This window comes from Paraburkholderia sp. BR10141 (assembly GCF_056155635.1).
In genome coordinates this window covers 49,827-68,586 of the sequence record NZ_JBMIQH010000025.1, presented here as the reverse complement: position 1 = coordinate 68,586, position 18,760 = coordinate 49,827, and the positions used below count along the sequence as shown (strand labels likewise).

Sequence of the window (18,760 nt, the reverse complement as noted above, 5' to 3'; positions counted from 1 at the left end):
TCGTTTAGGCGATATCCGCGAGTGTACTCAGCGCCGTGCCGCTGCGTCGAGGGGCGGCGAACGAAACCGGTGGCCGTGCGGGCGGCCCCCGCCGGTGCATCGGAACACCGGATCAGAACAGCAGCGCGATACCGGCCATGCCGACGAACTGCGAGCGCGTGGACGAAGGCGTGGAGTTTTGCGAGTCGCCCACGGCGGGGCTTGCGTTGACGATGTTGCCCGCGCCGTTCGCCCCGAGCGTCTGGCCGCCGGCGTGCTGGTAGGCCTGCAGCGCATAGAGCGTGGTGCGCTTCGAGAGGTGGTACGACTCCTTGAGCGAGTACTGCTGATAGCGCGCCGCGCTCGTGATGCCGTTGGCCTTCGAAGCCAGCGTATAGGCGAAGCCGCCGCCCACGTCGAAGGCCGGCGTGAAGCGATACACGGCGAGCGCCGCCCAGGTGTTGAAGATGGCCGTGTCGTGGAAGATCGATTTGCCGCCCGCGATGTACTGAACGTTCGAATACGACGCGCCGAGGACCAGGTTGCCGAGCGTGTAGTTGCCGCCCGCCGCGATGTGCTGGACCGCGTTAGCCGAGACATAGCCCGTATTAAGCGACGACTTGCCGAAGCTGCCCGTTGACGAACTGTCGAATCCGCTCGTCAACTGCGCGTTGTCCATGCGCAGGATGGCCGCCGCGAGGCTCACCGGGCCGGCGGAGTAGCGCAGCGCGGCGCTCCACGTCTGACCCTTGCCGGTGCTACCCGCAATGCCGCCGAGCGCGTACATGGCGCTCGCCTGCACGCCGTAAAAGATCGGCGAGGTGTAAGTCGCCGAATTGTTGATGCGCACGGTCGTGTCGAGACCGTCGATATCGCCAGGGTGCGCGCCGGTTGCGCCGGTGAGCCACGAGCTTCCCGTGAGCGGACCGACGAACAGGTAATACGGCGTGTACTGACGGCCGGCCGTGAACGTGCCCAGGTTCTGGTTCTGCAGGCCCACGTAGGCCTGGCGATTGAAGATCAGTCCGCTCGACGACAGCGCGCCCGAGTTGAGGTCGAAGCCATTCTGCAGGTCGAAGATCGCGAACGTGCCGCCACCGAGATCTTCCTTGCCCTGCAAGCCGAACTTCGACGCATACAGGTTGCCCTGGCGCAGATAGACATTCGAGTGACCGTTCTGGTTGTTGACGTAGGTGATGGCGTCGTCTACTGCGCCGTAAAGCGTAACGCCGCTTTGCGCAAACGCGGGGCTGGCCACGAGGGCTGCGCTAGTCGCGAGGAACGTGCCGATACCAAGGCCTGCTTTCTTCATCGGTGTGTGTCTCCGGGTGAGATTTGGACTGCTTATATTTTTCTTTGCTAAGCCGCATGACTTTCAGGTCGATGCGGCGTGCTTACTGCTGCGCGAAGTGACTACGATGACTGCGTTTGAATCAATCCAGCGGTTTGCCCGCGCTCTGTGCGGCAAGTGCGCGCTGGCGCGCCTGCGCCGCGAGGCGCACGGCTGCGTTGGGCGCGCCGTAGCCGTCGTAGCCGCCGCGCCGCTCCACGATCTCCAGGAAGAAGCGCTGGTCGAGCGTCTCCGTATAGGCGTGCAGGAACTCGCCACCGCGCTCGTCGCGGTCGTAGAGCAGGTTGTGGTTGCGCAGCGCGTCGAGAAACTCGGGGTCGAGGGCGTGGCGCGCGTCGAGATCGTCGTAGTAGTTCGCCGGTATGCGCAGGAGCGGCACGCCGGCCGCCTCGAATTCGGTCACGGCGCGGAAGATGTCGCCGGTGCTGAACGCCACGTGATTCAGGCCTGTGCCGTGGTAGGCGCGCACGGTTTCTGCCGCGGCCGTGTGCTGGTCCACCGAGGCGTTGAGTACCACGCGCAGCCCGCGGTCGCGGCTCATGAGCGCCCGGCTGCGCACGAGGCCGTACGGATCGGGCAGCAGCACGGCGGGCGTCGCTTCGAGCCCGAACGCCGACTTCAGGAACAACACCCATGAATCGAACGAGCCGGCAGGCAGCGAAAGGCTCACGTGATCGATGCCCGTGATCGGTCCTACTTCGACCGGGCCGTCGATATCCGTGAGCGCGAAATCGGCCTCGAAGAGGGTGGGCTGGCCCGGCTCCTCGTTAACGAAATAGTTAAGACTGCCGTCCGGCCCCTGGACGGCGGGCACCACGCGCTCGTTCGGACCCACGCGGCCCGAGAACGGCTGGTAGCCAAATCCCGCCGCGCGTTCGAGCGCGAGGCGCGCATCGTCCACGCGAAACGCCGAGGCGCAGAGCGAGAGCCCGTGGCGCTGGAAAAACGCGTCGGCGAACGAGTCGGGCTCGGCGTTGAGGACGATGGCGGCCGAGCCGTGCTGATAGAGCGTCACGTCCTTCGAACGATGCTGGCCTGCGCGGCGGAAATGCAGCTTTTCAAGCCAGTTCGCCACATGCGCGCGGGCGGTGTCGTCCACGGCGAACTCGAGGAATTGCCACTGCGCGTTCGCGGGTGCGGCGCTCGGGTGGTAGAGCGCACTCGCTTCGACATGCTCCGCCTGCAGGGTTGCGCGCGTGAGCGATTCGAGCAGCAAGAGCGAACGATGGCCGTCGGCGGCCGTGGCGGCGGGCGGCGCGCCGCGAAAGCCGTCGTTGAAGATTTCGAGCGAAAGCGGGCCCGTGTAGCCGCTTTTCACCACCTGGGCCGTGAAATCCGCGAGCGCGAAGTCGCCCTGGCCCGGGAAGCAGCGATAGTGCCGGCTCCATTCGAGCACGTCCATTTGCATTCTCGGTGCGTCGGCGATCTGCACGAAGCCGATGCGCGCGCCCGGAATCGTAGCGATGCCGTCGGGCGCGTCATCGAGGGAGAGCGTGTGGAAACTGTCCAGCGCGAGCGTCAGGTTCGCGTGATCGACGGTGTTGACGAGCCGCCACGCGTGGCCATAGGTGCGCACGTGGCGTCCCCACGCAAGCGCCTCATAACAGATCGTCACGCCCGCTTCCCCGGCGGCCTGCGCGAGCGCGCCAAGCTGTTCGGCGGCGAGGCCGTCGTCGCAGATCGTGTCGGGCGAGACATTGCTGCACACCAGCAAACGGTCCGTACCCAGCTGATGCATGACGTCGAACTTGCGCTTCACGCGTTCGATGTTGCGCGCGAGGCGCTCAGTCGCAACGCCTTCGAAATCGCGGAACGGCTGGTACAGCACGATATCGAGGCCGAGATCGCCGGCCATGTGGCGCACGTCGGCGGGCGAGCCTTCGAAATAGAGCAGATCGTTCTCGAAGATCTCGACCGCGTCGAAGCCGGCGGCGCGGATCGCGGCGAGCTTGTCGGCGAGCGTGCCGCTGATCGACACCGTGGCGATCGAGCGACGCAGCGCGCGAGAGGGGGCGTGGAGCGGCTTGGACATGGGCATGGCGAGCTTGCTGACGGCGACTTCGGTGTTGAACAAGGGTCCGGCGCGGCGGTGTAGGGCGGGCATTTAACTAACTGGCGCACCGCAGACACACTTGCCGCTGGAGTGTCCGAAGGATACGCCAAACTAACTAGTTAGTACAAATTCTGGCAAACCCCAGGTGACCGGTGTACCGCTTCGCGGCACACTGGCGACCATGCGGTGAAACATGCAACGGTTCTCGAGCATGCGCCGTGCCGGTCGTCAAGCTGTTCTGGAGTGTGTGTAATGGGAATGCCTTCGGTGCTGGTCCTGAACGGACCGAACCTGAATCTGCTGGGAACGCGGGAGCCTGCGATCTACGGCGCTGAAACGTTAGATGACGTTGCCAACCTGTGCCGCGAGGCGGCGGCGCGTCTTGGGCTCGAGATCGATTTTCGCCAGTCGAACGCCGAGCATCAGCTGATCGACTGGCTGCACGAAGCGCGCACGCGCGTGGACGGCATCGTCATCAATCCGGCTGCCTATACGCATACGTCGGTGGCGATCGCCGATGCGCTTTCCGCCATCGCGAAGCCCGTGATCGAGGTCCATATCTCGAACGTGCACAAGCGCGAGGCGTTCCGGCACCATTCGTTCGTTTCGCCCATTGCAGAGGCCATCATCGTCGGCTGCGGCACGCAAGGGTATGTGCTCGCGCTGGAGCGCATGGCCACGCTGCTCGCCAAAAAGGTGACGAAATGAGCGCCCAGAACCGCGCCAAAACGAATGCGCTGGGCGCGCGCGCAACCGCCAACTCGTTTCTCTGCGGCCTGATCGGCTCGGGCATCGGCGGTTCGCTCACGCCCGCGATGCAGGAGCAGGAGGGCCGCGAACTCGGCTTCCACTATGTATATCGGCGCATCGACCTCGAAGCGCTGAAGCTCACGCCCGCCGCGCTGCCCGAGTTGCTGCTGGCCGCCGAGCGCATGGGTTTCGACGGTTTGAACATCACCTATCCGTGCAAGCAGGCCGTGATCGAACTGCTCGACGAACTCTCCGATGACGCCCGCGCGCTCGGCGCCGTGAACACGGTGCTCTTCCGCGACGGCAAGCGCATCGGCCACAACACCGACTGGTCGGGTTTCGCGCGCGCGTTCCAGCGCGGCCTGCCCGATGTCTCGCTCGAAGCGGTGGTGCAACTGGGCGCGGGCGGCGCGGGCGCGGCGGTCGCACACGCGGCGCTGCAGATGGGCGCCCAGGCGCTCACGCTGTTCGACGTGGACGCTTCGCGTGCCGAATCGCTCGCCAGCGAATTGCAGGCGCGCTTCCCGGCGGCTCGCGTGAGCGCGGGCGGCGATCTGCGCGAAGTGCTCAAGCACGCCACGGGCCTCATCCACGCCACGCCTACCGGCATGGCGAAGCTGCCCGGTATGCCGTTGCCTGCGGAGTATCTGCACGAGCGGCTGTGGGTGGCGGACATCGTCTATTTCCCGATCCGCACCGCGCTGCTCGAAGCGGCCGAGGCGCGCGGCTGCCGCACGCTGAGCGGCGGCGGCATGGCGGTGTACCAGGCAGTGGATGCGTTCCGGCTGTTCACGGGTGTCGAGCCCGACGCGGAACGCATGTATGCGCATCTGCAGTCCATGCTGGCGGCGAATGCTGCAAGCGCCAGCGAATAACAACGACAGCGCGCGGCGGGAGTCAGCGCAAAAGCGCCAACTCCCGTCGACCGCCACATGGGCATGGGACGGGAGTAAGCGCTGAAGCGCCAACTCCCGTCGACCACCACATGGGCATGGGACGGGAGTAAGCGCTGAAGCGCCAACTCCCGTCGACATATCGGAGACGAAGACATGGCACCACCCGTATCCACGGGGCGCGGCGACGCGCCGAACCTTTCCGCAGCCGCCCCCGTCGAGGGCGCGATGCGCCGCTCGAAAGCGCGCTATCGCATCCTGGGCCTGCTGGCCGTCGGCACGATGATCAATTACCTCGATCGCACCGTGCTCGGCATCGCAGCGCCGCAGCTCACCAGGGAACTGGGCATCAACGCGGCGCTCATGGGCCTCGTGTTCTCGGCGTTCTCGTGGAGCTACGTCGTCGCTCAGATTCCGGGCGGCGTGTTCCTCGACCGCTTCGGCAGCAAGTTCACCTACTGGCTCTCGATGACGCTCTGGTCGATGTGCACGCTCGCTCAGGGCTTCATCAGCGGCGTGGGCGCGCTGTTCGCGTGTCGTCTGGGTCTCGGCGCCGCGGAGTCGCCGTGCTTCCCGACCAATAGCCGCGTGGTCGCCACATGGTTCCCGCAAAGCGAGCGCGCATTCGCTACGGGCACCTATACGGTCGGCGAATACATCGGTCTCGCGTTCTTCAGTCCGTTCCTCTTCGCGTTGATGGGGGCGTATGGCTGGCGCTCGCTGTTCTACGTGGTGGGCGGCGTGGGCATCGCGTTCGGCCTCGTGTGGTGGTTCCTGTATCGCGAGCCGCACGAGCACCCCGCGGCCAACCGCGCCGAACTCGACTACATCGAGGCGGGCGGCGGTCTCGCTCGCCACGAACGCAAGGCCGACGCGCGAGCGGCTGCCGGCGAACCGAAAAAGCAGGGTTTCGACTGGCGCATGGCCGGCAAACTGGTGCGCCGCCGTCAGCTCGCGGGCATCTGCCTCGGGCAGTTCGCGGGCAACTCCACGCTCGTGTTCTTCCTCACGTGGTTCCCCACCTATCTCGCCACCGAGCGCCATATGGGCTGGCTCAAGATCGGCTTCTTCGCGATCATGCCGTTCATTGCCGCGTCGATCGGCGTGATGTTCGGCGGCACCTTCTCCGACTGGATGCTGCGCCGCGGCATCTCGGCCAACGTGGCGCGCAAGCTGCCGATCATCGCCGGTCTGCTGCTCGCCTCGACGATCATTCTCGCGAACTTCGTGGACAGCAACGTGGCCGTGATCGCGATCCTCTCGGTGGCGTTCTTCGCGCAAGGGATGGCTGCGCTCGGCTGGACGCTCGTGTCGGATATCGCGCCGGCCGGCATGCTCGGTCTCACCGGCGGCATCTTCAACCTGGCGGCCAATCTCGCGGGCATCATCACGCCGCTGGTGGTGGGGCTGATCGTGGGTGCGACGGGCTCGTTCGTCTGGGCGCTCGTATTCATCGGCGTGATCGCGCTGATCGGCGCGGCCTCGTATATCTTCATCGTGGGCGATATCAAGCGCATCGAGCTGTAAGGCTCGCAGGCCGCCTGCGCGCGGGCTTTCGGCGGGACAGCGGGGCGCGGCACCTTCTATAGGGCCGCGCCCCGCGTGCTAAAATCGCCGGCATTCCTTCCCTGCTGCGGGCCAAAAAAACATGGCAAGACCGGCGGCTTCGGCCGAACGCAACGATGCTCAATCCGAAAGCCGGCGTAAGTACGATCCCGAGCAGACCAGGCGCAATATCCTCGAAGTGGCGACGGCCGAATTCTCGGCCATGGGTCTCGCAGGCGCGCGTGTAGACGCGATCGCCGAACGCACCAACACCACCAAGCGCATGCTGTATTACTACTTCGGCAGCAAGGAAGGGCTGTACGAAGCGGTGCTCGACAAGGTCTACGGCGACATCCGCGCGCTCGAACTGGACCTGCACATCGACGAACTGGACCCTATGGAAGGCCTGCGGCGGCTCGTCGAATTCACCTTCGACTATCACGACCGCCACCGCGACTTCGTGCGCCTCGTGACCATCGAGAACATTCATGGCGCGAAGTACATCGAGCGCCTGAAGACCTTCCGCAGCCGCAACGCCAGCGCGATCCGCACGATCGAAGACCTGCTCGCGCGCGGCGTGGCGAGCGGCGCATTTCGCGAAGACATCGATCCCATCGACCTGCACCTGCTCATCAGCTCGATGTGCTTTCATCGCGTAGGTAACCGCCACACGTTCGGCGCGGCGTTCGGGCGCGACCCCTCGCATCCGCGCTTGCGTGCGCGCCATCGCGAGATGGTCGTCGACGCTACGCTGCGCTTCGTCAAGAAGTAAAGCGCTCCCTGCGCTGCGGCCGCCCCGGCCGCTTTGGCTGTTTCTCGCCCGCCCGCCGATGCGGGACGCATCGCCCACGGCGCGCCCGCGTCCCCGCGCGGCGCTGCGCCGGGCCGCCAAAAGGCCCGGCGAACTCTGCAGATTTGTCTCCGAAAGCCCGGCAAGCCCCGTCCTGCGTGGCTGACCGCTAGCATCGCTTGTTCCATAAAAGTGCGCAAACCCATTACACTACGGCGGTCAAGGCCGCTGCGCGCGGCCTCGCCTGCGCAGCCGCGCCCCGCCTCGCCGGCAGGGCGGTCGCGCCGGTCCACGCCACCGGAGAGTCTTTAGCGCAATGAGCACCGCCATGCCCCGTTCCGGCCGAGCCGGCCTGCCTCGACAGACTCAGGCTCGCTTCACCCTCGGCACACGCATCGTCCTCAGCTTCGGCTTGCTGTTCGTGCTCATGCTCGCGATGGCCGCGATCTCGTGGGACCGCCTGCGCGCCATCGACAGCGAGGCGATGAGCCTCACGAGCGATTCGGTGCCGGGCCTGTTCTACGCGACCTCGCTGCGCGCGGCGGCCAACCAGACCTATAGCCTCGTCGAACGCGCGGCCTTCGTCGATGCCGACCCGGAAAGCGTGGCCCGCGACCTGTCGGGCCTGCCCGCTGCCTTGGCGCGGGTCGAGGAGACCGCACGGCAGTATGAACGCACGCTTTTTCGCAGCGACGACCGCGAGCGCTTCCAGCGCTTTCGCGACGCTTACGCGCGCTATCTGCCGCTGGCGAAGGCGGTAGCGAGCCAGCTGCCCGCCTCGCGCCCCGCCGCGCAGGCCGCGTTTGCGCAGATCGGCCCGGCGTGGCAGGAGGTGCTCGCCACGGCCAACACGCTCGTCGACGAAAACCGTCAGCAGGCCGACGAGTCCGCGCAGACCATCCGCAACTCGGTCACGGGCACGGAGTTCACGCTCGCCACGGCGCTGGGCGTCGTGCTGCTCGCGGCGCTCGCCACGGGTTACGCGCTCTATCGCGCGATTACGGTGCCGATGGCGCGCCTCGTGGATGTACACGACTCCATGCGCACCGGCAACCTCTCGCAGCGCCTCGCGCTAAACCGCACCGACGAATTCGGCGTGCTCGAAGACGGCTTCAACCGAATGAGCGACGAACTGGCCAGCCTCGTCGCCCAGGCGCAAAAGTCGTCGCTGCAGGTCTCGACCTCGGTGGCCGAAGTGGCCGCGACGTCAAAAGAGCAGCAGGCCACCGCGAGCGAGACGGCCGCCACCACGACCGAGATCGGCGCGACCTCGCGCGAGATTTTCGCCACGGCGCGCGACCTCGTGCGCACCATGAGCGAGGTGGCGACAGTGGCCGAGCAGTCGGCCGGGCTCGCCAGCACGAGCCAGAGCGGCCTCACCCACATGGAAGACACCATGCGCAGCGTGATGGAAGCGGCGGGCTCGGTGAACGCCAAGCTCGCCATCCTCAACGAGAAGGCCGTGAGCATCAATCAGGTGGTGGCGACGATCACGAAGGTGGCCGACCAGACCAATCTGCTTTCGCTGAACGCGGCGATCGAAGCGGAGAAGGCGGGCGAGTACGGGCGCGGCTTCTCCGTGGTCGCGACTGAAATCCGCCGCCTGGCCGACCAGACTGCCGTCGCGACTTACGACATCGAGCAGACCGTGAAAGAGATCCAGTCAGCGGTTTCGGCGGGCGTGATGGGCATGGACAAGTTCGCGGAGGAGGTACGGCGCGGCATGCACGACGTGCAGGCCGTGGGCGCGCAGCTTTCGCAGATCATCGGCGCGGTGCAGACGCTCGCGCCGCGCTTCCAGGTGGTGAACGACGGCATGCAGGCGCAGGCCACGAGCGCCGAGCAGATCACCCAGGCGCTCACGCAGCTTTCCGAAGCCGCCCAGCAGACGGCGGAGTCGCTGCGCCAGTCGTCGCAGGCCATCGACAATCTCACGCTCGTCGCCAACGAACTGCGCACCGGCGTGTCGCGGTTCAGGATCGAGGCGTGACGCGGGAGCGGCGATGCTCTTCCTGGTGTTCGAACTGGACGGCGAGCGTTACGCGCTCGATGCCCGCGAGATTGCGCACGTGCTGCCGCTCGCGCCCGTGCGCGCGTTTCCGGGCACGCCCGCGTATATCGCCGGCGTGATCGACTACGAGGGCGCGCCCGTGCCCGTGGTCGATCTGCCGATGCTCGCGCTCGGGCGGCCTGCGCGCACGCTCATGTCCACGCGGCTCGTGCTCGTGTATGACCGTGACGCCGCGACCGGCGCGGCTGCCGCTCATGCGCCGCCGCGCCGCCTCGCGCTGCTGCTCGAAAGCGCGACGCGGACGCAGTCGATTGCGCCCGAGCGCTTTGCCGAAGGCGGCATTGCCACGCCCGAGGCGCGCTGGCTCGGGCCCGTCGCGCGCGACGAGCGCGGCTTCGTGCAGTGGGTGAAAGTCGCCCAGCTGCTCGATGCGCGCGTGCGCGCGCTGCTCTTTCCCGATCCGCCTTCGTGGCAAGGCGCCCCATGAGACAGGCCGACCCGCGCTTTGCCGGCTGGCTGCTCGAGGAAACCGGCATCGACGCCGAATCGCTGGGCGCCAACGCGCTCGCCCGCGCGGTGGGCTCTCGGGCGGCAGTGACGCTCGAGGTTCACGCGGACCTGCATCCGGCCGACACGCGCAAGGAGTGGATGAGCGGCGCCGCGCTGCCCGACTGGGCGCGCGAAGCCTACTGGCAGCGTCTCACGACCACGCCTGCCGAGCGCCAGGCGCTGATCGATTCGCTCGTGGTGCCCGAGACCTGGTTCTTTCGCGAGCGCGAGGCCTTCGCCGCGCTCGCGCGCCTCGGCACGAAGCGGCTGGCCGCGCAGCCCGGCGACGTGCTGCGCGTGCTGAGTGCGCCGTGCTCGAGCGGCGAGGAGCCGTACTCGGCGGCCATGGCGCTGCTCGACGCGGGCCTCGCGCACGAGCAGTTCGCCATCGACGCGATCGACATCAGCGGCCAGTCGATTGCGGCGGCCGCGCGCGGCGTGTATGGCCGCAACGCGTTTCGGGGCGACGGCCTCGCGTTTCGCGACCGCTATTTCGAGGCGGCGCCGGACGGATGGCGTATCGCCGCGACGGTGCGCCGCGCCGTGACCTTCGAGCGCGCGAACCTGTTCGAATGGCTCGCGCCGCACCCGGTGCGCTACGACTTCATTTTTTGCCGCAACGTGCTCATCTATTTCGACCGCGCCTCGCAGGACCGCGCCATCGACCTGCTGCGTGCGCGCCTCACGGCGGGCGGCATGATCTTCGTCGGACCGGCGGAAACGGGGCTGATGATGCGCCATGAGATGGTGTCCGCCTATATTCCGCTCGCGTTCGGTTTTCGCGCGCCGGAACCCGGCGCGACGGCGGATCATCAACATCCGGCGAGCCCGGCGGCCGCCGTGCCGCCTGCGCTCACGCCGCTGCCGGTAATTGCCGCCACGGCAGCGGCGCCCGCATTCGGCAGCGCGCCGGTGTTTGCACCGTTGGACGCGCCGCTGGCCGCGGCAGCGCGCGGGTCCGCGCCGTCGCGGCTCTCGCTGCGGCCCTTGCACGTCGCGCCGGCTCCGCGCGCGGCGGCCGTGATGAACGCCCACGCGGCGGACGGGCCGTCCCTTGGCGCCACGCCCGAAGCCGCGCTTGCCGACGCGCGTCGTCTCGCGGATGCCGGCGCGCTCGACGAGGCCGAACGTCTCGCCACGCAAGCGGCGCAGGCGTTGACGCAGAACGCGGGCACCTGGTACCTGCTAGGCCTGATCGCCGATGCGCAGGGCCGCGCAGCCGCGGCGCTCGCGCACTATCGCAAGGCCATCTATCTGGAGCCTTCGCACTATGAAGCGCTCACGCATCTGGCGGCGCTGCTCGAAGTGCAGGGCGATGCCGAAGGCGCGCGCCGGCTGATGCGCCGTGCACAGCGCGCCGCACAGGAAGTCGCACAGCGTGCCGAACCGGACGCAGGAGGCCCGCATGTCTGAGCGCGAACTGGAGCAAGACCGCGCGCAGGACCTCGTGCCGACGTCGCAACTGCCCGAGCAGTGCTGGAAAGTCATCGGCACGCTGGGCGACAACTCGTGCCCGCGCCTCGAAACGTGCGTGCGCTGCCTGAATTGCCCGGTATTCGAAGAAGCGGCGGCGCGCATGCTCGACCGTCCCGCGCCGCTTGCGCCAACCGCGCTTGCGCTCGAACGCGCGCCTGAGTCAGTGGACACGCGCACGCGCGAGGCAGGCTCGCTCGTGTTTTGCGTGGGCGGCGAGTGGCTCGCGCTGCCCGCCACCGCGCTGCGCCAGGTGCACGAGGCGCGCGCCATCCACACGCTGCCGCACCGGCGCAGCGCCGCCGTGCTGGGCGTCGTGAACGTGCGCGGCGTGCTCACGCTCGCGGTATCGCTGGCCGCGCTGCTGCGTATCGATGCCGCGGCGCCCGGCGCAGCGTCGCGCGCCGCCACGCCGCGCCTGCTCGTGACCGAATGGGCGGGCGCAACGACGGCGTTTCCCGTCGATGCCGTGGAGGGCGTCGCGAACTTCGGCGCCGACGCGCTCCTGCCCGCGCCCGCCACGCTCGCGCAGTCGGCCGGGCGGCACGTGCGCGGCGTGACGCACTGGCGCGGGCGTTCGGTGGGCGTGCTCGATGCCGAGGTGCTATTCGATGCGCTTGCAAGGAGTTTGCGATGAGCGACGACGAACTGAGCCGCCGCTCGCTGCTCGACCTCTTCCATGAGGAGGCCGCTGCGCAGACGCGCACGCTTTCCGCGGGCCTGCTCGCGCTGGAGTCCGCACCCGAAGATGCCGCCACGCTGGAAGCCTGCATGCGCGCGACGCACTCGCTCAAGGGCGCAGCGCGCATCGTCGGGCTGCCCGAGGCGGTCGAGGTGGCGAGCGCGATGGAGGATTGCTTCGTGGCCGCGCAGCGCGGCGAGTTGCGCATCGACGCGGCGCGCATCGATGCACTGCTCGTCGGCATCGATTTGCTGAGCGCGGCAGGCGATGCCGACGCGCCGCCGCTTTCGCACGAGGCGGTCGTGGCGTTCGCGGCGCGCCTTCAGGGTGGGGTGCAGCCCAGCGTGTCCAACACCACCGCCGAAAGTGCGGCCGAAACCGACGACCTTGCCGCGCTCGCGGCGTCACTGCGTCTGCCCGAGCCGGAGCGTGAGGCGGTGGCGTCCACCGATGTCGAACCCGCGCCACTCGCGCAACCCCTGCCACCCCGCTCAGCCGACGCCGAGCGCATGCTGCGCGTGCGCGCCGGCACGCTCGACCGCTTGCTCGGCTTCGCGGGCGAATCGCTGGTGGAGTCGCGCCGCATGCGGCCGTTCGCGGAAGGGCTCTTGCGCACGCGCCGCGCGCAGGGCGACGTGCTCGCGGCGCTGGGCCAGTTCCAGGAGCGCCACGGGGATGCGCTCGACGCCGACGCGCGCGACGCACTCGCGGAAATACTCCATGCGGTTGCGTCGCTCGATCGTCAGCTATCCGAACGATTCGACGACGTCGACCGCATCGACCGGCGCGGCACGCAACTCGCGCAGCGCCTCTACGACGAGGCCCTGCAGTGTCGCATGCGGCCGTTCGGCGACACGGCGCACACCTATCCGCGCGTGGTGCGCGATCTTGCGCGCTCGCTTGGCAAGCGCGTGCGCTTCACGATTGCCGGCGAGTCGACGCAAGTAGACCGCGACATCCTCGAAATGCTCGACGCGCCGCTCGGCCACCTGCTGCGCAACGCGCTCGACCACGGTATCGAGGACCCCGAAACGAGACAGCGCGCGGGCAAGCCGGAAGAGGCGAGCCTCACGCTCGAAGCGCACCATAGCGCCGGCAAGCTGCTGATCGCCGTGGCCGACGACGGCGCGGGCATCGATCTCGACGCACTGCGCGCGAGCATCGCCGCGCGCTCGCTCGCGCAGCCCCAGGCCGTGGCCGCGATGTCCGACGCCGAGTTGTTCGACTTCCTGCTGCTGCCGGGCTTTTCGCTGCGCGACACCGTCACTGACGTGTCGGGCCGCGGCGTCGGCCTCGACGCCGTGCAGAACTTCGCGAAGGCCGTGCGCGGCACGGTGCGCATCGAGAGCGCGGCGGGGCAGGGCACGCGTTTCGTGCTGCAGTTGCCGCTCACGCTTTCGGTGGTGCGCAGCCTGATCGTCGAGGTCGCGGGCGAAGCCTATGCGTTCCCGCTCGCGCACGTGCGCCGCGCGCTCAGCGTGCCGCGCAGCACGATCGAGATGCTCGAAGGCCAGCAGCACATTGCCTTCGAAGGCCGGCCCGTGGGGCTCGTGACCGCGCGCCAGCTGCTCGGCGCGGGTGCCGAAGCCACGACCGCGGAAGACCTCAACGTCGTGCTGGTGGGCAGCGAGGCGGGCCTCTATGGCGTGGCCGTGGACCGTTTCGCGGGCGAGCGTACGCTCGCCGTGCAGCCGCTCGACGCGCGTCTGGGCAAGGTGCGCAATGTGTCGGCAGCGGCGCTGCTCGACGACGGAGAGGTCGCGCTGATCGTCGACGTGGAGGACATCGTGACGTCGGTCGCGCGTCTCGTGCGCGATGGCCAGCTCGCGGGCGTGGCGCGCGGCGGCGCACACGACGGGGCGCGCGCACGCAAGCGCATTCTCGTTGTCGAGGACTCCTTGACGGTGCGGGAGCTGGAGCGCAAGCTGCTCGAAAAACGCGGCTACGACGTCACGGTGGCGGTGGACGGCATGGACGGCTGGAGCACCCTGCGCAACGCGCACTTCGACCTCGTCATCACCGACGTCGACATGCCGCGCATGGACGGCATCGAACTCGTCACGATGATCAAGGGCGACGCGATGCATCGCAACGTGCCGGTGATGATCGTCTCGTACAAGGATCGTGAAGACGACCGGCGGCGCGGCCTCGACGCGGGCGCCGACTACTATCTGACCAAGGGCAGCTTCCACGACGAAGCGCTGCTCGACGCGGTGAACGACCTGATCGGAGAGGCGACGGGATGAAAATCGGTATCGCCAACGACATGCCGCTAGCAGTCGAGGCGCTGCGCCAGGCCATCGCGACGCGGCCGGGCCATCGCGTGGTGTGGGTCGCCGCGAACGGCGAGGACGCGGTGCAGTTCTGCGCGGCACAGGTGCCCGACGTGATCCTCATGGATCTCGTGATGCCGAAGGTCGACGGCGTAGAGGCCACGCGGCAAATCATGGCGCGCTCGCCGTGCCCCATCCTGATCGTCACCAGCAGCGTGGGCGCGAACGCCTGGCGCGTGTACGAGGCGATGGGCGCGGGCGCGCTCGATGCTGTCGATACTCCCACGCTCGCCGGGCCCGACACGCGCCGCACCATGGACCTGCTGCTCGCGAAAATCGAGCAGATCGGGCGCGTGTCGGGCGCGCTCGATCTCGCCGCGCGCGCGCCGGCGTTCACCGCTTCCGGCATGCCGAAGGCGCCGCTCATTGCGATCGGCGCCTCGGCGGGCGGCCCCAGCGCGCTCGCCACCGTGCTCGCTGCGCTGCCCGCCGGTTTCGGCGCGAGCGTCGTGATCGTGCAGCACGTGGACCAGTCGTTCGCCGCGGGCATGGCCGCCTGGCTCGACGGCCAGACGCCGCTCACGGTGCGCATCGCGCTCGAGGGCGAGCAGCCTGAGCCCGGCTGCGTACTGCTCGCCGCGACCAACGATCATCTGCGCATGACAGCGGGCGGCAAGCTGGCTTACACTCGCGAGCCGGCCGACACACCCTACCGTCCCTCCGTCGATACGTTCTTTCACAGCCTCGTCGAGCGCTGGACGGGCGAGGCGATTGGCGTGCTGCTCACGGGCATGGGACGCGACGGGGCGATCGGCCTGAAGGCGATGCGCGCCAAGGGCTGGCACACCATCGCCCAGGACGAGGCGACGAGCGCCGTATACGGCATGCCCAAAGCGGCGGCGGCGCTCTTCGCCGCGCGCGCGATCCTGCCGCTCGACGCCATTGCCGCCGAGCTTGCGAGCCGGGTGAAACTCCCGCATCAACCTGCCGGCTAGATGCCAGCCATCACGAGACGCGACCGATATCATGACCGAGAAGTCCAATCTTCCAACCAGCGCAAACGTTGCCGACAGCATCGGGCCGGACGTCGGCATCGACGCGGATCTCGACCCCAGCAGCGCCGACGACGCTTCGCTCGCCGTCGCGCTGGAGGCCGTGCGCAGCGCGCTGGAGCAAACGATGCCCGCCGCCGACATGCCGATGATGGTGCTGCTGGTGGACGACCAGGCGATCGTGGCGGAGGCGGTGCGCCGGGCGCTCGCCAGCGAACGCGAGATCGACTTCCACTATTGCGCGCATCCCGACCAGGCCGTGCGCACGGCCGAGGAAGTGCGCCCGACCGTGATCCTGCAGGACCTCGTGATGCCGGGCACCGACGGCCTCACGCTCGTGCGCGCCTACCGCGCGAACGAAGCGACACGCGACGTGCCGATCATCGTGCTCTCCACCAAGGAAGAACCCGCCATCAAGAGCGCGGCGTTCGCATCGGGGGCCAACGATTACCTCGTCAAGCTGCCGGACAGCGTCGAGCTGATCGCGCGCGTGAAATATCATTCGCGATCCTACGTAAACATGCTCCAGCGCGACGAGGCCTATCGCGCGCTGCGCCGCTCGCAGCAGGAGCTGCTCCGCGCGAACCTCGAACTGCGCCGCCTGACGCATTCGGATGGCCTGACCGGCCTCTCGAACCGGCGCTACCTGGACGAATTCCTGAGCGCCGAGTGGAAGCGGGCGGAGCGCGAGCGCACCGAAGTGTCGCTGCTGATGATCGACGTGGACTACTTCAAACCCTATAACGACACCTACGGCCACGTGGCGGGCGACAACGTGCTGCGCTCGGTGGCGACGACGATCCGCCGCGAGATACGTCAGCCGCGCGACCTCGTGGCGCGCTTCGGCGGCGAAGAGTTCGCCGTGGTGCTGCCGGGCACGGGCAGCGCGGGCGCGCGGCTGCTCGCCGAGAAAATGCGCCGCGACGTGGTGGGACTCGCGTTGCCGCACGTGGGTTCAGCCGTGAGCGAGCACCTCACGATCAGCATTGGCGTGGCGACGCTCACGCCCGCGCCGGGGCTCGCGGAGACGGCGCTGATCGAGGAAGCCGACGCCGCGCTTTACCGCGCAAAGCGCGATGGCCGCAATCGCGTGGCGTTTTCCACGCACGTGTCGGGGCGGCCGTAAAGGCGCAGCGCCTCAACCCGGCGTCCAGTCGTACATCAGGATCTTGGCGCGCGCGTCGTCCTCCACGAGCACCACGTAATCGCCGTTATCGCGCTGCGCGGCGCTCATGCCCATATAGATGTCCACCCACCCGCTCGTGTTGCCCACGTTCGCACCGGGCGTCATCGAGCCGACGATCTGGCCGCTGCGCGCGTCGTATACGTCGACCTTCTGCGTGTAGAGCTCCGCGATGAACACATAGTTGCCGGCCACGGCGATTCCGACCGTTGTCACTTGCGGGCTGCTGCCCGTGTTCCAGGGCAACGACGCCTGCCACGTGAGCGTGGGCGAACCGCTCGACCAGTTGTCGTAACGCGCGAGCACGGGCCCGGCTTCCTTCCAGTGCGACGCATCCCACGGAATGTTCGCGGTGAAGCCGGTGATGTACATCGTGTCGGTTTCGGCCACGTAGACGATCCGTGCGATGCGGTTGAACGGCGCCGGCATCGGGAACATCTTCGACGATGCATAGGTGTACTGCGGATTCCCCTGTGCGTCGAGCCCTTGCATCGGCATCTCGCGAATTCCCGAAAGCGGCGTGGCGAGCCACACGTTGCCGGGCGTGTCCACCCACCAGTAGCCGTTGCCGACGGTCGCGCCCGTCGAGGGGTTCGAGGTGATCTCGCTCGCGTCCACGTGGCCGTCGCCGTTCGCGTCGCGCCACATCCACTCGCCGTAGGTCGGCTGGCCGGCGGGCCAGTTGCCCGGCATCGGATTCTGGGCGAGCAGGCCCGAGGGAATCGCGACTTCGCCATCGGTCGCGCTCGAGAAGCGGTAGATGTTCAGGTAGTGCGCGTACTGGTCGAGCGTATAGAGGAATGGCTGGCCGTTGAAGCGCCGCACCATCGGCGAGCCGCGCACGCCGCGCGTGGAGTGCAGCGCGGGATCGTCGGGATACGCGAAGCGGTTGAGCGTGAAGCCCGCATAGGTCCATTGCTTGCCGGGCGCCTGGCTGTAGTCGAGCGTGAAGCGCTTCGAGCCGGTGAAGACGTTCGCGGTATTGGCGGGGTCGAAGGCGGCGGCATCGACGAAGGTCAGGCCGTCGAGGCGCCAGCCCAGCGTGCGCGTGCCCATTGCGTAGCTCTCGAGCACCGCTCCCTGGCCGACCAGCGCGGTGCCGTACGGTCGCGGCCCCTGGCCGTTCTGCGCGACGTACAGGTTGCCCGCCTGGTCGTAGCCGATGCTGGTGATGCCGTTGAAGCGCCAGTCGCCGGGCGCGCCTTCCACGACGTGGAAGATGCCCTGGCGCGTGCCCAGCGTGCCCGCGGCCGCAAACTGGCCGCTCGACGAGCGGGCGTAAAGCAGAATCTGCTGCGAAGGGCCGTTGTCGGCAATCGAGAGCTGGCCGGAAGGCGCGAAGGCGAGATCGGTCGGCACGGTGCCCGCAGGCAGCACGGGTGCATCGTTGAGCGCGGTGCCGTCCTTGCGGTAGTGACCGATGCTCGGGCCGTTCGCGTCCTGCATGCCCTGGATCACCCAGAGTGTGCCGTCCGTGGCCAGCGCAATGCGGCCCGGCGTCGGCACGGTGAAAGCACGCAGCTGACGCATGGTTTGCGCGTCGTAGACCACGATGCGGTTGTCCGCGGTATCGGCAACGTACAGTTCGGCGTCGGTGGCGGCGAGGCCGCGCACGGCGCCGTCGCTGCTGCTCGGGGCGGCGAGCACGCGCAGGAAGCTGTTTTTCGTCGCGTTCGCGCTGTTGCCGATGCCGCTCGCGAACGGCGCGCCCTGCGCCACGTTCGAGCGCAGCCGGCGCGTCACGCCGAACCAGGTCTGGTTGGCGGGCGGATAGTCCGCGCCCACGAGAGCATTGCTCTGGTTGCCGATCGACATCGCGGCATAGACATAGGTGCTGTTCGCCGCGATGGCGTCGCCGCCCGCACTGCCCCAGCCATGCGTGTTGCCGGCCACCGCGAGCTTGTCGCCGCCGCGGTAGACGCCGATCTCGCTGCCGCTTTCGTCCCAGGGCGCGTTCGCGTAGACGGTGCCGTCGGGCGCGACGGCGATGGCCTGTACGTCCTGCTGCATCCACTTGCCGTCGCCGAAACCGAAGCTGTTGCCGATCCAGGACGTGGTGTAGTTGAGCGTGCTTTGCGCAACGCTGGGTTGAATGGCGAGACCTTGCAGCGCTACCGACAAGGCAATGAGGCGAGCAGCATTTTTCACTTGAATTCCCGTCAATTACGAACATGCC

The 18,760-nt window shown here is 68.1% G+C and carries 14 protein-coding genes; 11 read left to right on the top strand and 3 right to left on the bottom strand.

Features of this window, described 5'->3' with window-relative positions; all coding sequences use genetic code 11:
- Nucleotides 1-112: 112 nt before the first annotated feature.
- The gene (locus tag ACOJB8_RS28930; protein ID WP_475015660.1) at nt 113-1,291 is read right to left on the bottom strand and encodes a porin; all 1,179 of its coding nucleotides are present in this window, start codon (nt 1,289-1,291) and stop codon (nt 113-115) included.
- 121 nt (nt 1,292-1,412) lie between these two features.
- Complete coding sequence (locus tag ACOJB8_RS28925; RefSeq protein WP_475015703.1) at nt 1,413-3,329, bottom strand: bifunctional sugar phosphate isomerase/epimerase/4-hydroxyphenylpyruvate dioxygenase family protein; 1,917 nt, start codon at nt 3,327-3,329, stop codon at nt 1,413-1,415.
- A 306-nt stretch (nt 3,330-3,635) separates the two neighbouring features.
- Between ACOJB8_RS28925 and aroQ the strand changes: the two genes are divergently transcribed.
- From aroQ to ACOJB8_RS28870, 11 genes are all read left to right on the top strand, one after another.
- On the top strand, nt 3,636-4,091 hold the full coding sequence (gene aroQ / locus ACOJB8_RS28920) for a type II 3-dehydroquinate dehydratase (protein ID WP_069268605.1): 456 nt from the start codon (nt 3,636-3,638) through the stop codon (nt 4,089-4,091).
- Entirely contained in the window at nt 4,088-5,008 is a 921-nt protein-coding gene (locus ACOJB8_RS28915; RefSeq protein ID WP_342947444.1) for a shikimate dehydrogenase, read from the top strand. Before aroQ ends, ACOJB8_RS28915 begins: the two co-directional genes overlap by 4 nt.
- 246 nt (nt 5,009-5,254) lie before the next feature.
- On the top strand, nt 5,255-6,553 hold the full coding sequence (locus ACOJB8_RS28910; RefSeq protein WP_475015701.1) for an MFS transporter: 1,299 nt from the start codon (nt 5,255-5,257) through the stop codon (nt 6,551-6,553).
- Nucleotides 6,554-6,674: 121 nt separating this feature from the next.
- Nucleotides 6,675-7,343 carry a TetR/AcrR family transcriptional regulator gene (locus ACOJB8_RS28905; protein WP_069268602.1) on the top strand — a complete coding sequence of 223 codons (669 nt, stop codon included), beginning with the start codon at nt 6,675-6,677 and terminating at the stop codon, nt 7,341-7,343.
- 334 nt (nt 7,344-7,677) lie between these two features.
- On the top strand, nt 7,678-9,351 hold the full coding sequence (locus tag ACOJB8_RS28900; RefSeq protein ID WP_475015658.1) for a methyl-accepting chemotaxis protein: 1,674 nt from the start codon (nt 7,678-7,680) through the stop codon (nt 9,349-9,351).
- A 13-nt stretch (nt 9,352-9,364) separates the two neighbouring features.
- Complete coding sequence (locus tag ACOJB8_RS28895; RefSeq protein ID WP_475015656.1) at nt 9,365-9,859, top strand: chemotaxis protein CheW; 495 nt, start codon at nt 9,365-9,367, stop codon at nt 9,857-9,859.
- A complete protein-coding gene (locus ACOJB8_RS28890; RefSeq protein WP_475015655.1) occupies nt 9,856-11,334 on the top strand; it encodes a CheR family methyltransferase in 1,479 nt (492 codons plus the stop codon). Before ACOJB8_RS28895 ends, ACOJB8_RS28890 begins: the two co-directional genes overlap by 4 nt.
- On the top strand, nt 11,327-12,031 hold the full coding sequence (locus ACOJB8_RS28885) for a chemotaxis protein CheW (RefSeq protein WP_475015653.1): 705 nt from the start codon (nt 11,327-11,329) through the stop codon (nt 12,029-12,031). The genes ACOJB8_RS28890 and ACOJB8_RS28885 overlap by 8 nt, the downstream gene beginning before the upstream one ends.
- Nucleotides 12,028-14,322, top strand: a complete 2,295-nt coding sequence (locus tag ACOJB8_RS28880) for a hybrid sensor histidine kinase/response regulator (RefSeq protein WP_475015652.1) — start codon at nt 12,028-12,030, stop codon at nt 14,320-14,322. The genes ACOJB8_RS28885 and ACOJB8_RS28880 overlap by 4 nt, the downstream gene beginning before the upstream one ends.
- Nucleotides 14,319-15,344 (top strand): chemotaxis response regulator protein-glutamate methylesterase, encoded by a 1,026-nt coding sequence (cheB, locus tag ACOJB8_RS28875; RefSeq protein WP_069268596.1) that lies wholly within the window; start codon nt 14,319-14,321, stop codon nt 15,342-15,344. Before ACOJB8_RS28880 ends, cheB begins: the two co-directional genes overlap by 4 nt.
- A gap of 184 nt (nt 15,345-15,528) precedes the next feature.
- Nucleotides 15,529-16,527 carry a diguanylate cyclase gene (locus tag ACOJB8_RS28870; RefSeq protein ID WP_176732995.1) on the top strand — a complete coding sequence of 333 codons (999 nt, stop codon included), beginning with the start codon at nt 15,529-15,531 and terminating at the stop codon, nt 16,525-16,527.
- Nucleotides 16,528-16,539: 12 nt separating this feature from the next.
- Here the strand turns inward: ACOJB8_RS28870 and ACOJB8_RS28865 are convergent, their stop codons facing one another.
- Nucleotides 16,540-18,732: an NHL repeat-containing protein gene (locus ACOJB8_RS28865; protein ID WP_475015650.1), complete on the bottom strand. Its 2,193-nt coding sequence runs from the start codon at nt 18,730-18,732 to the stop codon at nt 16,540-16,542.
- Nucleotides 18,733-18,760 lie beyond the last annotated feature (28 nt).

Bases quoted from the DNA above. Each gene is read 5' to 3' on its own strand.
- ACOJB8_RS28930 (WP_475015660.1), bottom strand. From the start codon at position 1,291: ATGAAGAAAGCAGGCCTTGGTATCGGCACGTTCCTCGCGACTAGCGCA.
- aroQ (WP_069268605.1), top strand. From the start codon at position 3,636: ATGGGAATGCCTTCGGTGCTGGTCCTGAACGGACCGAACCTGAATCTG.
- ACOJB8_RS28915 (WP_342947444.1), top strand. From the start codon at position 4,088: ATGAGCGCCCAGAACCGCGCCAAAACGAATGCGCTGGGCGCGCGCGCA.
- ACOJB8_RS28910 (WP_475015701.1), top strand. From the start codon at position 5,255: ATGCGCCGCTCGAAAGCGCGCTATCGCATCCTGGGCCTGCTGGCCGTC.
- ACOJB8_RS28905 (WP_069268602.1), top strand. From the start codon at position 6,675: ATGGCAAGACCGGCGGCTTCGGCCGAACGCAACGATGCTCAATCCGAA.
- ACOJB8_RS28900 (WP_475015658.1), top strand. From the start codon at position 7,678: ATGAGCACCGCCATGCCCCGTTCCGGCCGAGCCGGCCTGCCTCGACAG.
- ACOJB8_RS28895 (WP_475015656.1), top strand. From the start codon at position 9,365: ATGCTCTTCCTGGTGTTCGAACTGGACGGCGAGCGTTACGCGCTCGAT.
- ACOJB8_RS28890 (WP_475015655.1), top strand. From the start codon at position 9,856: ATGAGACAGGCCGACCCGCGCTTTGCCGGCTGGCTGCTCGAGGAAACC.
- ACOJB8_RS28885 (WP_475015653.1), top strand. From the start codon at position 11,327: ATGTCTGAGCGCGAACTGGAGCAAGACCGCGCGCAGGACCTCGTGCCG.
- ACOJB8_RS28880 (WP_475015652.1), top strand. From the start codon at position 12,028: ATGAGCGACGACGAACTGAGCCGCCGCTCGCTGCTCGACCTCTTCCAT.
- cheB (WP_069268596.1), top strand. From the start codon at position 14,319: ATGAAAATCGGTATCGCCAACGACATGCCGCTAGCAGTCGAGGCGCTG.
- ACOJB8_RS28870 (WP_176732995.1), top strand. From the start codon at position 15,529: ATGCCCGCCGCCGACATGCCGATGATGGTGCTGCTGGTGGACGACCAG.